The sequence below is a fragment of the Nesterenkonia marinintestina genome (genome assembly GCF_025420485.1).
GTDB classification, from domain to species: Bacteria; Actinomycetota; Actinomycetes; order Actinomycetales; family Micrococcaceae; genus Nesterenkonia; species Nesterenkonia marinintestina.
Window position 1 is genome coordinate 93,616 of record NZ_JAOEFD010000005.1, and the last position, 12,715, is coordinate 106,330.

Sequence of the window (12,715 nt, forward strand, 5' to 3'; positions counted from 1 at the left end):
CCACCGTGCGCCCGACGACGGCGGCCGGTCAGCGATCCTCCCGGACCTGTGGAGAGGATGTGCCGCTCTCATCCGGCGCCGGAGGGCTGTGGAGGGACGCCCGACGTCGTCGCCCACTGACCCCGCCCCAGCACCCCACCCACACCCTCGCGTCTACCCCGTTTGCACACGTCCCCCGTGCCTCTTCGGGGGACGTGTGCATTCGAGGTAGACGCATGAGGTGGGGTGGGCGTTCGGGGTAGACGCACGGGTGGGGCGATGATCCGCGCACCTCGGGGTCCGGAACGGACCAGCCGGATCCTCGTCACGATTCCCCTCAGAGGTGACCGGCGAGTAATATGACTGGCATCACGGCCTGCACGCCCCGCCTCAGGAGGACCCATGCTCGAGGACATCGATCCCGTCTACGACATCACCGCCCCCCTGGACCTGGACTACTACGACGTCCTGGCCGACCTGCCCGAGGACGCCCTCGAATGGCGCCGGAGGACCCGTGAGTTCACCTCGGGCCTCGATGAGCGCATGGCAGGACACTGGGAGCGCGGCGAATACCCCACCGACCTGATCGGCGAGCTGGGGCGCCGCGGACTGCTGACCGACGGCGTCGACGTCGACGGCCTCGACGAGTCCCTGACGACCCTCTCTCCGCTCGCAGCGGCCATGGTGAACATGGAACTCTCCCGGCTCGACGGCTCCGTGGGCACCATGCTCGGCGTCCAGGGCGGACTCGCCCTGCGCACCCTCGCCCTCTTCGGCTCCGAGGAGCAGAAGGCCGAGCACCTGGCCGACCTGGCCACCGGCCGCACCTTCGGCGCCTTCGCCCTGACCGAGCCCACCCACGGCTCCGACTCCGTCTCCCTGGAGACCACGGCCACCTTGATCGGCACCGAGGACGACGGCCGCTACGTGATCAACGGTGCGAAGAAGTGGATCGGCAACGGCGCCTCCGGCGGGCTGACGTTCACCTGGGCCCGGATCTCCGGCGGCGAGTTCGACGGCAAGGTCCGCTGCTTCATGATCGACCAGTCCACCCCGGGCTACTCCGCCGAGGCCATCCGCGGCAAGGCCTCGCTGCGCGCCATCGACCAGGCGCTGATCTCCTACGACGACGTCGAGGTCCCCGCCGCCGCCGTGCTGCCGGGCTCGACCTCCTTCGCCTCCGCCTCCGAGGTCCTCTTCGCCACCCGCCTCGGCGTGGCATGGTCCGCCGTCGGCCACGCCGCCGCGATCACCGAGACCGCCCTGAACTACGCACGCCGGCGCGAGCAGTTCTCCAAGCGGCTGGGACAGTTCCAACAGGTCCAGGAGCGGCTGACGTGGATGGTGTCCGAGCTGACCTCCATGCAGCTGCACGCCCGCCGCGCGACCGAGCTCGACACCGCCGGCCGCCTCTCCGGACCGCAGGCCTCCCTCACCAAGTACCACAACACCCGGAAGGCCAGGGCGATCGCTCAGGTCGGTCGTGACATGCTCGGGGGCAACGGCATCCTGCTGCAGAATAAGGTCATCCGTCACATGGCCGACATCGAGGCGATCCACACCTATGAGGGCACCGAGTCGGTGCAGAGCCTCATCGTGGGGCGGGACCTGACCGGGTTCTCCGCCTTCGCCTGAGCCTGCCGCCGCTGGGGTCCGTGAGTCCGATCACCTAGACTGTCGGCCGACGGAGAGGACATCCCACCCCATGAAAGCCCTGTACAAGTCCGGCCCCCACCCCGGGCTGGAGCTGATCGACGCTCCGATGCCCGAGTGCGGCCCGCACGACGTGCTGATCCGTGTGATGACCACCGGCATCTGCGGCACCGACCTGCACATCCTCGACTTCGACACCAGCGCCCAGGACATGGTGGAGACGCCGCTGATCCCCGGGCACGAGTTCTACGGCGAGGTCGTGGAGGTCGGCGAGCTCGCCCTCCACGTCGAGGTCGGCGACCGGGTCTCCGGCGAAGGCCACATCATCTGCGGGATGTGCCGCAACTGCCGGGCCGGCCGACGTCAGATGTGCATCCGCACCCGCTCGGTCGGAGTCCAGCGCGACGGCGCGTTCGCCGAGTACGTGGTCATCCCCGAGACGAACGTCTGGGTCCACCGCGACGACCGGATCACCCCGCAGCTCGGGGCCCTCTTCGACCCCTTCGGCAACGCGGTGCACACCGCGCTGTCGTTCCCGCTGGTCGGTGAGGACGTCCTGATCACCGGCGCCGGACCCATCGGCCTGATGGCCGCCGCCGTCGCCCGTCACGCCGGGGCCCGGAAGATCGTGGTCACCGACGTCGTCCCGGAGCGGCTGAAGCTGGCCGAGGGCCTGGAGATCGACCTGCTCGTCGACGTCTCCAGCACCCGCATCGCCGACGCCCAGGCGGAGCTGGGCATGGACGAGGGCTTCGACATCGGCATGGAGATGAGCGGCCACCCGGCGGCGCTGTCGGAGATGGTCGACAATATGAACCACGGCGGGGCCGTCGCCCTGCTGGGCCTGCCGAGCACCGCGGCCGAGTTCTCCTGGGGGCACGTGGTGACGCGCATGCTCACGCTGAAGGGCATCTACGGCCGTGAGATGTACGAGACCTGGTACGCGATGAGCGCGATGCTCCAGACCGACGCCCGGTTCCGTGAGCAGATCAGCGGCATCGTCACCCACACCTTCCCCGCGCAGCAGTGGGAGGAGGCCTTCGCGACGGCGGCCTCCCGCTCGGCGGGCAAGGTCGTCATCGACTGGACCACCTTCTGAGCCCCGCGCTCCCGAGACCCATGACCACCGCCCGCCGACACAGGACGGAGCCGCACCCATGTACACCATCCGCGAGCAGCTGATCGAGGAGCTCGACGGCATCGAGTCCGCCGGCCTCCTCAAGCGTGAGCGCCCCCTGACCTCTCCGCAGTCCGCGCGGGTCACCACCGCCGACGCCGCCCAGGAGGTCGTGAACTTCTGCGCGAACAACTATCTGGGCCTCTCCGACGACCCGCGCCTGATCGAGGCCGCCAAGGGCGCGCTGGACGACCGCGGATTCGGCATGTCCTCTGTGCGGTTCATCTGCGGCACCCAGGACATGCACCTGGAGCTGGAGCGACGGGTCAGCGGCCTCCTCGGCACCGACGCCACGATCCTGTTCCCCTCCTGCTTCGACGCCAACGGCGGCACCTTCGAGACCCTGCTGGGCCCCGAGGACGCGGTGATCTCCGACGCACTGAACCACGCCTCCATCATCGACGGGATCCGGCTGTGCAAGGCCGGACGGTTCCGCTACGCCAACCGGGACATGGCCGATCTGCGCGCCAAGCTCGAGGAGACCGCGCAGATGAACGACGGCGCCGGGGCGCGGCGGACCCTCATCGTCACCGACGGGGTGTTCTCCATGGACGGCTACCTGGCGCCGCTGCCGCAGATCTGCGACCTGGCCGAGGAGTTCGGCGCCCTGGTGATGGTGGACGACTCCCACGCCGTCGGCTTCATGGGCGAGACCGGGGCCGGAGTGCCCGAGCACTTCGGGGTCTCGGACCGTGTGGACATCTACACCGGGACGTTCGGCAAGGCGCTGGGCGGCGCATCGGGCGGCTACGTCTCCGGTCGGACGGAGATCATCGACCTGCTGCGCCAGAGGGCCCGGCCGTACCTGTTCTCGAACTCGGTGGCCCCGCCCATCGTCGCCGCCACGCTGACCGCGCTGGACCTGCTGGCCGAGTCGGCCGAGCTGCGTGAGCGGCTGTTCGCCAACTCCGAGCTGCTGCGCCGCCGGCTCACCGAGGAGGGCTTCGAGCTGCTCGACGGCGAGCACCCGATCATCCCGGTGATGTTCGGCGACGCGGCGGTGACCGCGCAGGTCGCGGCCCACATGCTCGACCACGGCATCTACGTGACCGCGTTCAGCTATCCGGTGGTGCCGAAGGACCAGGCGCGCATCCGCCTGCAGATGTCGGCGGTGCACACCGAGGACGACATCGAGCGCTGCGTGGACGCGTTCGTCGCCGCCCGCGACGCCGTCGCCGGCTCCTGAACGCATCGAGTCCCCGATTCCTGCGGCGTGTCGGGCCGGAGACGGCCGAACACGCCGCAGGAATCGGGGACTCGATCACGTGGGAGGGGCGCTCAGCACTCCACGACGTTCACAGCGAGTCCGCCCTGGGCGGTCTCCTTGTACTTCGAGGACATGTCCCTGCCGGTCTCGCGCATGGTGACGATGACCTCGTCCAGCGAGACCCGGTGCTCCCCGTCGCCCATCAGCGCCATGCGTGCGGCGTTGACCGCCTTGGTCGCGCCGATTGCGTTGCGCTCGATGCAGGGCACCTGCACCAGCCCGGCGATGGGGTCGCAGGTCAGACCCAGGTTGTGCTCCATGGCGATCTCGGCGGCGTTCTCCACCTGCTGCGGAGTCCCCCCGAGCACCTCGCACAGACCGCCGGCGGCCATCGACGCCGCCGAGCCGACCTCTCCCTGGCAGCCGACCTCCGCACCGGAGATCGAGGCCTGCTCCTTGTAGAGCACCCCGATCGCCGCGGCGGTCATCAGGTAGCGGAAGACGTTGCTCTCCTTGTCCTCCGGGCTGGTGAACGTGGCCCCGGGTCCGTAGTGGGTGGCGTAGAACCCGACTGCGGGGATGATGCCCGCGGCCCCGTTGGTGGGGGCGGTCACCACACGGCCGCCGGAGGCGTTCTCCTCGTTGACCGCCAGGGCCACCAGGTTCACCCACTCCTGCCAGTAGGCGTGGCTGCGGTCCGGATCCTGCTCCCAGAGCCGCTCGTGCCACCCCGGAGCGCGTCGGTTGACCTTGAGTCCCCCGGGAAGCTGACCGGTGCGCCGGAGCGCGGAGTCCTTGCACTCCTCCATGACGTCCCAGATGTGCTGCACCCCGGCACGGACCTGCTCCTCGGTCCGATTGGTCAGCTCGTTGGCGAGCATGATCTCCGAGACCGGCAGGCCGGTGCGCTGACAGTGCTTGAACAGCTCCTCGGAGGTGGTGAAGGGGTAGGGCACCGCGTCCGCGGTGGTCTCCACGACCGCACCCAGAGATTCGGCCTCGGCCTCCTTCTCCGTGACGACGAAGCCGCCCCCCACCGAGAAGTACGTCTGGGAGGCGACCTCCTCCCGGCCGCGCATCGCGGTCAGGGTCATCCCGTTGGAGTGCTGGGGCAGGAACGTCAGGGGTCGCTGCACGAAGTCCCCGACGCGCAGCTCCACGTCGGTGCGGCGGCCCAGCTGGGCGCCGACCTGCACGATGCCCGTCTCCCGCATGGCCTCGGTGCGTCCGTCGACGTCCTCGGGCTTCACCGTCTCCGGGTCCCAGCCCTCCAGTCCGAGCAGCACGGCCTCGAAGGTGCCGTGTCCCTGCCCGGTGGCCGAGAGCGAGCCGTAGAGGTCCACCCGCAGACCGTCGAACTCGACGTCGCCGAGCTCCTCGTCCACGAACCGCACCGCGGCCCGCATGGGTCCGACGGTGTGGGAGGACGAGGGGCCGATGCCGACGCTGAAGAGGTCGAAGATGCTGATCGCCATGGTCGGCTCACTTCTCCCGGCGGTAGAACGGCAGCGCCACGACCTCGAAGGGCTGCGGCTTGCCCCGCAGATCGATGTCCAGTGCGGTGCCCGGCTCGGTGTGGGCGACGTCGACGTAGGCCATCGCGATGGGGTGGCCCAGCGTCGGGCTCGGCTGCCCGGAGGTGACCACGCCGACCTCGGCGCCGTCGAGCATCACCGGGTACCCGGCGCGCCCCGCACGCCGGCCCAGGCCCTTCAGGCCCACCAGCCGACGTCCCGAGGTCTTCCCCAGCCCGTCGGCCTTGGCCTGCTCCAGGGCGGCCCGGCCCACGAAGTCCTCCTCCTTGGAGAGTGCGACCAGCGGGATGGCGGCCTCGAACGGGGTGGTCTGCTCGGTGAGCTCGTTGCCGTAGAGCGGCATGCCCGCCTCCAGGCGCAGCGAGTCCCGGCAGGCCAGCCCGCAGGGGGTCAGGCCGTGGTCGGCCCCGCCGGCCACCAGGGCGCGCCATAGGGCGCCGGCGCGGTCCTCGGGGATGTAGAGCTCGAAGCCGTCCTCCCCGGTGTAGCCGGTGCGGGCCAGCAGGACCTGGTCGCCGCCGATGGTCACGGTGTCGGCCGCATAGTAGGGCGTGTTCTCCACGATGGTGACCTCGTCCTGGCGGACGAGCGAGGAGATGATCGCCTGGGAGTTCGGTCCCTGCACCGCGACGAGGGCGACGCCCTCGGTCTCGTCCCAGATCTCGACGTCGAAGCCCTCAGCCCGCGCCTCGAACTCGGCCACCACACGCTCCCGGTTGCCCGCGTTGGGCACCACCAGGAATTCGTTCTCCTCGATGCGGTAGCTGATGAGGTCGTCGACGATGCCGCCGGTCTCGGTGCACATCATCGAGTACTTGGCCCTGCCCACGGCCACCTTCGCAAGGTTGCCGACCAGCGCGGTGTTCAGGAACACCGCGGCGTCGGGGCCGACCACGCGCACCTCTCCCATGTGGGACAGGTCGAAGAGCCCGGCGGACTCTCGGACGGCTCGGTGCTCGTCGAGCTCCGAGGTGTACTTCAGGGGCATGGCCCAGCCGCCGAAGTCGGTGAAGGAGGCGCCCAGCGCCTCGTGCTCGGCGTAGAGGGCGGTGTGCTTCGGTCCGCCGTCGGCGGTGGTGGTCTGCTCAGTGCTCATGTGTGGGGTCCGATCGTCGTCGATGGTGTGGGGAGCCGTCCGAGGGCGGGCGTCGGAGGCTCGGTCGATGCCGGAGGCTCAGTCGATCTCGAAGTCTCAGTCGATCTCGAAGGCCTCGGGCGGCGGGCAGGAGCACACGAGGTTCCGGTCCCCGTGCGCCCCGTCGATCCTCGAGACCGGCGGGAAGTACTTGTCCTGGCGCAGCCGCGGCACCGGGAACGCACCCTGCTCGCGGGTGTAGGACCGCTCCCAGGTGTCGGCGCCGACGACGGCGGCCGGGTGCGGGGCCATCCGCAGCGCGGAGTCCTCCAGGGCGATCTTCTCGTCGATGATCTCCTGGATCTCCGCCCGGATGCCGACCATGGCCTCGACGAACCGCTCGATCTCGTCGATGTCCTCGGACTCGGTGGGCTCGACCATCAGCGTCCCGGCCACGGGGAACGCCAGCGTGGGCGCGTGGAAGCCGTAGTCGATGAGGCGCTTGCAGACGTCCTCGGCGGTGACTCCGGAGGCCTTGTTCAGCTCGCGGAGGTCGATGATGCACTCGTGCGCCACCAGTCCGGTGTCCCCGGTGTACAGGGTCGGGTAGTGGTCGGCCAGCCGACGCGAGATGTAGTTCGCGCTCAGCAGGGCGTGCGCGGTGGCGGAGGTGAGTCCGTCCCCGCCCATCATCGCCAGGTAGGCCCAGGAGATCGGCAGGACGCCGGCCGAGCCGTAGGGGGTGGCGGTGACCGGGGCGCCGTCGGCGACGGCGTCGGAGGCTTCGTCGGCCTCCGCGTCGTGCGCCCACAGCCCCACCGAGGTGGTGGGCAGGAACGGCCGCAGGTGCTCGCCGACGGCGACCGGGCCCACCCCGGGTCCGCCGCCGCCGTGGGGGATGCAGAACGTCTTGTGCAGGTTCAGGTGGGAGACGTCGCCGCCGAACTCACCGGGCTGGGCGAGGCCGACCAGGGCGTTGAGGTTCGCCCCGTCGACGTAGACCTGGCCGCCGGCGTCGTGGACCTTGCCGCACACCTGGCGCACATTCTCCTCGTACACCCCATGGGTGGAGGGGTAGGTGAGCATGATCGCGGCGACCCGGTCGGGGAACTGCTCGATCTTGGCGTCGAGGTCGCCCTCGTCGATGGTGCCGTCCTCGGCGGTGGCGACCACGGCCACCTGCAGCCCGGCCAGGACGGCGGAGGCGGCGTTGGTGCCGTGCGCGGAGGCGGGGATCAGGCAGATGTCGCGGTCGGACTCACCGTTGGAGCGGTGGTAGTCGCGGATGGCCAGCAGCCCGGCGTACTCGCCCTGCGAGCCGGCGTTGGGCTGGATGGAGACCTGCGAGTAGCCGGTGACGGTGGTCAGCCGGTCCTCGAGGTCGGCGATCAGGGCCCGCCAGCCGGCGGTCTGGTCCTCCGGGGCGTAGGGGTGGATCGAGGCGAACTCGGGCCAGGAGATGGCCTCCATCTCGGTGGCCGCGTTGAGCTTCATGGTGCAGGAGCCCAGCGGGATCATGGTCCGGTCGAGCGCGAGGTCGCGGTCGGCCAGGCGGCGCAGGTAGCGCATCATCTGGGTCTCGGAACGGATCTCGCGGAAGTTCGGGTGGGTCATGAACTCGCTGGTGCGGTGCAGCGCCTCGGGGATCCCGGAGGTCCCGTCGGCCTCGGCGTCGACGCTCAGCTCGGACTCGACGCCGAATGCGCCGAGCACCAGGTTCAGGGTCTCCGCGGTGGTGGTCTCGTCCACGGAAGCTCCGACCGTGGTCGCGTCCGTCCGGCGCAGGTTGATGCCCTTCTCGGCGGCGGCGGCGACCACCTCGGCGGCGGCCTGCTCGGAGTCCAGTCGCACCTGCACGGTGTCGAAGTACTCCGAGGCCACGGTCTCCAGCCCGGAGCCGCGCAGGGCCTCGCCCAGGGCGCGGGCGCCGGCGTGGACGGTCCGGGCGATCCGGGTCAGCCCTTCGGGTCCGTGGTAGACCCCGTACATGGACGCGGCGACCGCCAGCAGCGCCTGGGCGGTGCAGATGTTGGAGGTGGCCTTCTCGCGGCGGATGTGCTGTTCGCGGGTCTGCAGGGACAGCCGGTAACCGGGGCGGCCCTCGGCGTCGACGGAGACGCCGACGAGACGTCCGGGCAGCTGGCGCTGCATCCCGGAGCGCACGGCCATGTAGGCGGCGTGGGGGCCGCCGAAGAACAGCGGGACGCCGAAGCGCTGGGAGCTTCCCACGGCGATGTCGGCGCCCTGCTCACCGGGAGGGGTGATGAGGGTGAGTGCGAGCAGGTCGGCGGCGACCGTGACCATGGCGCCGCGCTCCTTGGCCTCGGCGATCAGGGCGGAGTGGTCGGTCAGCGCGCCGGAGTTCCCGGGCTGCTGCAGCACCAGGCCGCAGATGTCGCCCTCGGGCAGCCCGTCGGCGGCGAGGTCGACGACGTCGATCTCCAGGCCCAGCGGCTCCACACGGCCCCGGACGACGTCGAGGGTCTGCGGGAAGGTGTCGGCGTCGACGACGATGCGTCCGGCGGCCTTCTTCTTGTTGGCCCGGCGCATCAGCAGGATGGCCTCGGCCACGGCTGAGGACTCGTCCAGCAGGGAGGCGTTGGCGATGTCGAGCCCGGTGAGGTCGGCGACCATGGTCTGGAAGTTCAGCAGCGCCTCCAGCCGGCCCTGGGAGATCTCCGGCTGGTAGGGGGTGTAGGCGGTGTACCAGGCGGGGTTCTCCAGCACGTTGCGCAGGATCACCTGCGGAGTGTGGGTGCCGTAGAAGCCCTGTCCGATCATCTGGGTCATCACCCGGTTGCGGGAGGCGAAGCCGCGCAGCGTCTCGAGGGTCTCGGCCTCGGAGAGCGCGTCGGGCAGGTCGAGGGCGCTCTGCTGGCGGATGGAGGCCGGGACGGCGTCGTCGACGAGCGCGGCGAGCGAGTCGTAGCCCAGGGTCTTCAGCATCTGCTCGGCACCCTCGGAGCCGATCCCGATGTGCCGGGCGGCGAAGCCCTCGGGCACGGAGTGGTCGGAGTGCGCGGGATCCTCGGACGCGGTGCGACGGTCCTCGGTGCGGGCGTCGATGGTGTCGGTCATGTCAGGTGCCTCCTGGGGCGCATGGCGGATGCCGGGGGTGTGCATCCTCCCCGCTCTGTGGTGGACCTGAGAGATTGACCCTCCGTCGTCGGGGGGCTTGCACCGTCGGTGGGTCCGCGCGCGGCGGACCGCTTTCCAGAGTCGCCACCCCTGCACGGTACGGGTGCCTGAGAGGTTCCTGGGGAGGAGTATTGCTCCTTCGGCGCCGACCCGCCGGGTTCGGCGGCCGGGCTCTCCCACGCAGGGGACATGGCAGACGTATTCAGTTGGTGGCCATTCTGCCACACGGGTGTGGTCGGGGCCACGGGGTCGACCGCATGGCCGGAAGGGACGGGTCCGACAACCTCAGCGGGTCTGCGGCCGACGCTGCTGGGCGGCCACCATGCGCGAATCCAGCCAGACCAGGGCCGCGACGACGATCAGACCGACGGCCATGAGCCCGAAGACGAGGCCGACGTCACCCTCCGGGGCGAAGATCCGGCGCTGCTCGTCCTGCCAGGGCCACAGGGATCGCAGTCCCCCGATCATCACACCGGTGAGCACCACCATGGTGATGGTGTGCCGGTGCTCCAACAGCCACTTCAGCACCTTCACCACGACCACCAGTCCCAGGACCATGCCCAGGGAGAAGATCGCCAGGTAGGCCAGGTCACGCTGGTCCACTGCGCGCAGCGTGGGCTCGTAGAGGCCGAAGGTGAGCAGCAGGAAGGAGCCGGAGAGCCCGGGCAGCACGAGGGCGGAGACGGCGACCGCGGCGGCGGGGATCAGCACCGCCGGGTGAGCCTCCACGTCGGCCGGGGGCAGCGACACCAGGAGGAAGGTCGCGGCGGCGGCGAGGACTCCGGCGATCAGGTGTTGGGGTCGCAGCCGCAGGTGAGAGGCGTCTCGACCTCCCGCTCGAGCCAGTGAGCGGCGGCTGCGCAGGTCGTGCAGAACCATCCGCACCGGCACGGCGACCGAGGCGAGCACCATGCCGAAGAAGAGTCCGCGCATCACCGTCGGGTGGGCCTCGAACGCGTCGGCGACGGGTCCGGCGGCGGTGAACACCGCAAGGACCATTCCGATCGCCACCGGGACGACGACCTTCCAGTGCACCTGGGCCAGCTCCTCGCGGAGACCGGCCGCACGCTCCGGTCCGGCCAGCAGCCGCTTCAACGCGGACACGACGTGGGAGGCGGAGTCGATGATCTGGTGGTAGATGCCCACCACGAGGGCGACGGTCCCGCCGGAGACTCCGGGCACCGTCTCGACCACGCCGATGAGCGCTCCGCGAAGCGCATTGCCCAGGACTGACGTGCGGCGATGGGCGGGCGGAGCGTCGGGGCCGACTTCGACGTCAGGCATGGCGGGGGTGACCTCCAGGGTCTAGAATTCTCACACCGCCGTTGCCGCGGCGGAGGGACATCGCCGGGACATTCTACGCGGGCACCGCACAGCACGAGATATGAGGGGAATGGGTCCATGAGTCCGGATTCCGTAGGCTTCGCCATAGTCCTTCTCGCCACAGTGATGCTGATCGGCAAGTTCCTCCGGGTGAAGGTGCCCTTCATCCAGAAGCTCCTGCTGCCCAGCTCCATCGTCGCGGGGTTCGTCGGCCTGCTCCTGGGCCCCGAGATCACCGGGCGGATGGGCTCCGCCCTGGGTGTGGAGTGGCTCTCCGACGGTGGGTTCTTCACCGAGGACATCGTCGAGATCTGGAGCGCCCTGCCGGGCCTGCTGATCTCCGTCGTGTTCGCGACGCTCTTCCTGGGATCCAGGATTCCCTCACCCAAGCGCGTCGCCAAGCTCGCCGGACCGCAGCTGTCCATCGGCATCGCCTACGGGTCCGGCCAGTATGTGATCGGAATTCTGATCGGACTGCTGATCCTCTCGCCGTTCTTCGGTCTGGAGCCGTTCTACGGCGGGCTGTTGGAGATCGCATTCGAGGGCGGCCACGGCACCGCCGCCGGCATGGCGCCGGCCTTCGACGACATGGGCATCCCCGAAGCCACCGACCTCGCCCTGGCGATGGCCACGGTGGGCCTGGTCTCGGGGATCATCATCGGCGTGGCCGTGATCAACTGGGGAGTCCGCACCGGCCGGACCGAGGTGCTGGAGAAGATCGAGGACCAGTCAGCCTCGGAGCTGCGCGGACTGTACTCCGACGACGAGACCGTCTACGCCGGTCGCATGACCGCGCGGCCGGGTTCGATCGAACCGCTGACCCTCCACGTGGCCGTGATCGGGTTGGCGATCATCATCGGATGGCTGATGCTCGAAGGACTCGTGCTCGTCGAGGACGCGCTCTGGGGCCAGCCGGACTCGGCGTGGGTCGGCGAGGGCGAAGAGGGTATGACCCTGCTGGGCTACGTGCCGCTGTTCCCGCTGGCCATGCTCGGCGGCGTCGTCATCCAGCTCTTCCTGGACCGCACCGGCAACGACAAGCTGCTCGATGCCGAGCTGATGCAGCGCATCCAGGGCCTGGCGCTGGACATCCTCATCGTCGCCGCGCTGTCGACCATCTCACTGGCGGTGGTCGCCGAGTTCTGGCAGGCGTTCGTCTTCCTGTCGGCGGCCGGCATCGTCTTCTGCACCGTGATGCTGCTGTATTTCACCCCACGGATCATCCCGCAGTTCTGGCTGGAGCGCGGTATCGCCGACTTCGGTCAGTCGATGGGAGTCACAGCGACCGGGCTCGCACTGCTGCGTGTGGCCGACCCGAACGACGAGTCCCCGGCACTGGAGGCCTTCGGATACAAGCAGCTGGCCTTCGAGCCGATCTTCGGCGGCGGGCTGATCACTGCGATCTCGATCCCGGTAATGGTCGCGGTGGGCAACGTGTACATCGTGCTGATTCCGATGGCGGTCCTGTTCGTGCTGGCGCTGACCGGCGGCATCATCTATCACCGCGGCGTGAGGTCGGGCCGATGGACCGACCCGTCGGTGGAAGAGGCCAAGGAGATGGACTGACCCCCTGTTGCGCAGATTGTGGAACAACTATTAGTGTGAGCTGAGACGCATGGCATGCGTCA

Annotated in this window: 8 protein-coding genes and 2 riboswitches; of the genes, 4 read left to right on the forward strand and 4 right to left on the reverse strand. The window is 69.7% G+C overall.

Translation table 11 applies throughout. From position 1 onward, the window contains the following. Positions 1–381: 381 nt before the first annotated feature. The 3 genes from N7E59_RS05695 (at position 382) to N7E59_RS05705 (ending at position 3,995) form a co-directional block, all read left to right on the forward strand. Positions 382–1,614: an acyl-CoA dehydrogenase family protein gene (locus tag N7E59_RS05695; protein ID WP_261623953.1), complete on the forward strand. Its 1,233-nt coding sequence runs from the start codon at positions 382–384 to the stop codon at positions 1,612–1,614. A gap of 70 nt (positions 1,615–1,684) precedes the next feature. Continuing rightward, positions 1,685–2,731 (forward strand): L-threonine 3-dehydrogenase, encoded by a 1,047-nt coding sequence (gene tdh / locus N7E59_RS05700; RefSeq protein WP_261623954.1) that lies wholly within the window; start codon positions 1,685–1,687, stop codon positions 2,729–2,731. 58 nt (positions 2,732–2,789) lie between these two features. Further along, complete coding sequence (locus N7E59_RS05705; protein WP_261623955.1) at positions 2,790–3,995, forward strand: glycine C-acetyltransferase; 1,206 nt, start codon at positions 2,790–2,792, stop codon at positions 3,993–3,995. A 92-nt stretch (positions 3,996–4,087) separates the two neighbouring features. Here the strand turns inward: N7E59_RS05705 and N7E59_RS05710 are convergent, their stop codons facing one another. The 4 genes from N7E59_RS05710 to N7E59_RS05725 form a co-directional block, all read right to left on the reverse strand. Next, positions 4,088–5,491 carry an L-serine ammonia-lyase gene (locus tag N7E59_RS05710; protein WP_261623956.1) on the reverse strand — a complete coding sequence of 468 codons (1,404 nt, stop codon included), beginning with the start codon at positions 5,489–5,491 and terminating at the stop codon, positions 4,088–4,090. Between the two features lie 7 nt (positions 5,492–5,498). Next, on the reverse strand, positions 5,499–6,647 hold the full coding sequence (gcvT, locus tag N7E59_RS05715; protein ID WP_261623957.1) for a glycine cleavage system aminomethyltransferase GcvT: 1,149 nt from the start codon (positions 6,645–6,647) through the stop codon (positions 5,499–5,501). Positions 6,648–6,743: 96 nt separating this feature from the next. Beyond that, positions 6,744–9,704 (reverse strand): aminomethyl-transferring glycine dehydrogenase, encoded by a 2,961-nt coding sequence (gene gcvP / locus N7E59_RS05720; RefSeq protein WP_261623958.1) that lies wholly within the window; start codon positions 9,702–9,704, stop codon positions 6,744–6,746. Between the two features lie 45 nt (positions 9,705–9,749). Beyond that, positions 9,750–9,848: riboswitch (glycine riboswitch) on the reverse strand. 1 nt (position 9,849) lies between these two features. Beyond that, positions 9,850–9,953, reverse strand: a riboswitch (glycine riboswitch). 96 nt (positions 9,954–10,049) lie between these two features. Next, positions 10,050–11,048: a DUF368 domain-containing protein gene (locus N7E59_RS05725; RefSeq protein ID WP_261623959.1), complete on the reverse strand. Its 999-nt coding sequence runs from the start codon at positions 11,046–11,048 to the stop codon at positions 10,050–10,052. Between the two features lie 117 nt (positions 11,049–11,165). On the opposite strand from N7E59_RS05725, the gene N7E59_RS05730 reads away from it, so the two are divergent. Then, positions 11,166–12,653, forward strand: coding sequence for a sodium/glutamate symporter (locus tag N7E59_RS05730; RefSeq protein ID WP_261623960.1), 1,488 nt, complete (start codon positions 11,166–11,168; stop codon positions 12,651–12,653). The last annotated feature ends 62 nt before the right edge of the window (positions 12,654–12,715 follow it).

Bases quoted from the DNA above. Each gene is read 5' to 3' on its own strand.
- N7E59_RS05725 (WP_261623959.1), bottom strand. From the start codon at position 11,048: ATGCCTGACGTCGAAGTCGGCCCCGACGCTCCGCCCGCCCATCGCCGC.
- tdh (WP_261623954.1), top strand. From the start codon at position 1,685: ATGAAAGCCCTGTACAAGTCCGGCCCCCACCCCGGGCTGGAGCTGATC.
- gcvP (WP_261623958.1), bottom strand. From the start codon at position 9,704: ATGACCGACACCATCGACGCCCGCACCGAGGACCGTCGCACCGCGTCC.
- N7E59_RS05705 (WP_261623955.1), top strand. From the start codon at position 2,790: ATGTACACCATCCGCGAGCAGCTGATCGAGGAGCTCGACGGCATCGAG.
- N7E59_RS05730 (WP_261623960.1), top strand. From the start codon at position 11,166: ATGAGTCCGGATTCCGTAGGCTTCGCCATAGTCCTTCTCGCCACAGTG.
- N7E59_RS05695 (WP_261623953.1), top strand. From the start codon at position 382: ATGCTCGAGGACATCGATCCCGTCTACGACATCACCGCCCCCCTGGAC.
- gcvT (WP_261623957.1), bottom strand. From the start codon at position 6,647: ATGAGCACTGAGCAGACCACCACCGCCGACGGCGGACCGAAGCACACC.
- N7E59_RS05710 (WP_261623956.1), bottom strand. From the start codon at position 5,491: ATGGCGATCAGCATCTTCGACCTCTTCAGCGTCGGCATCGGCCCCTCG.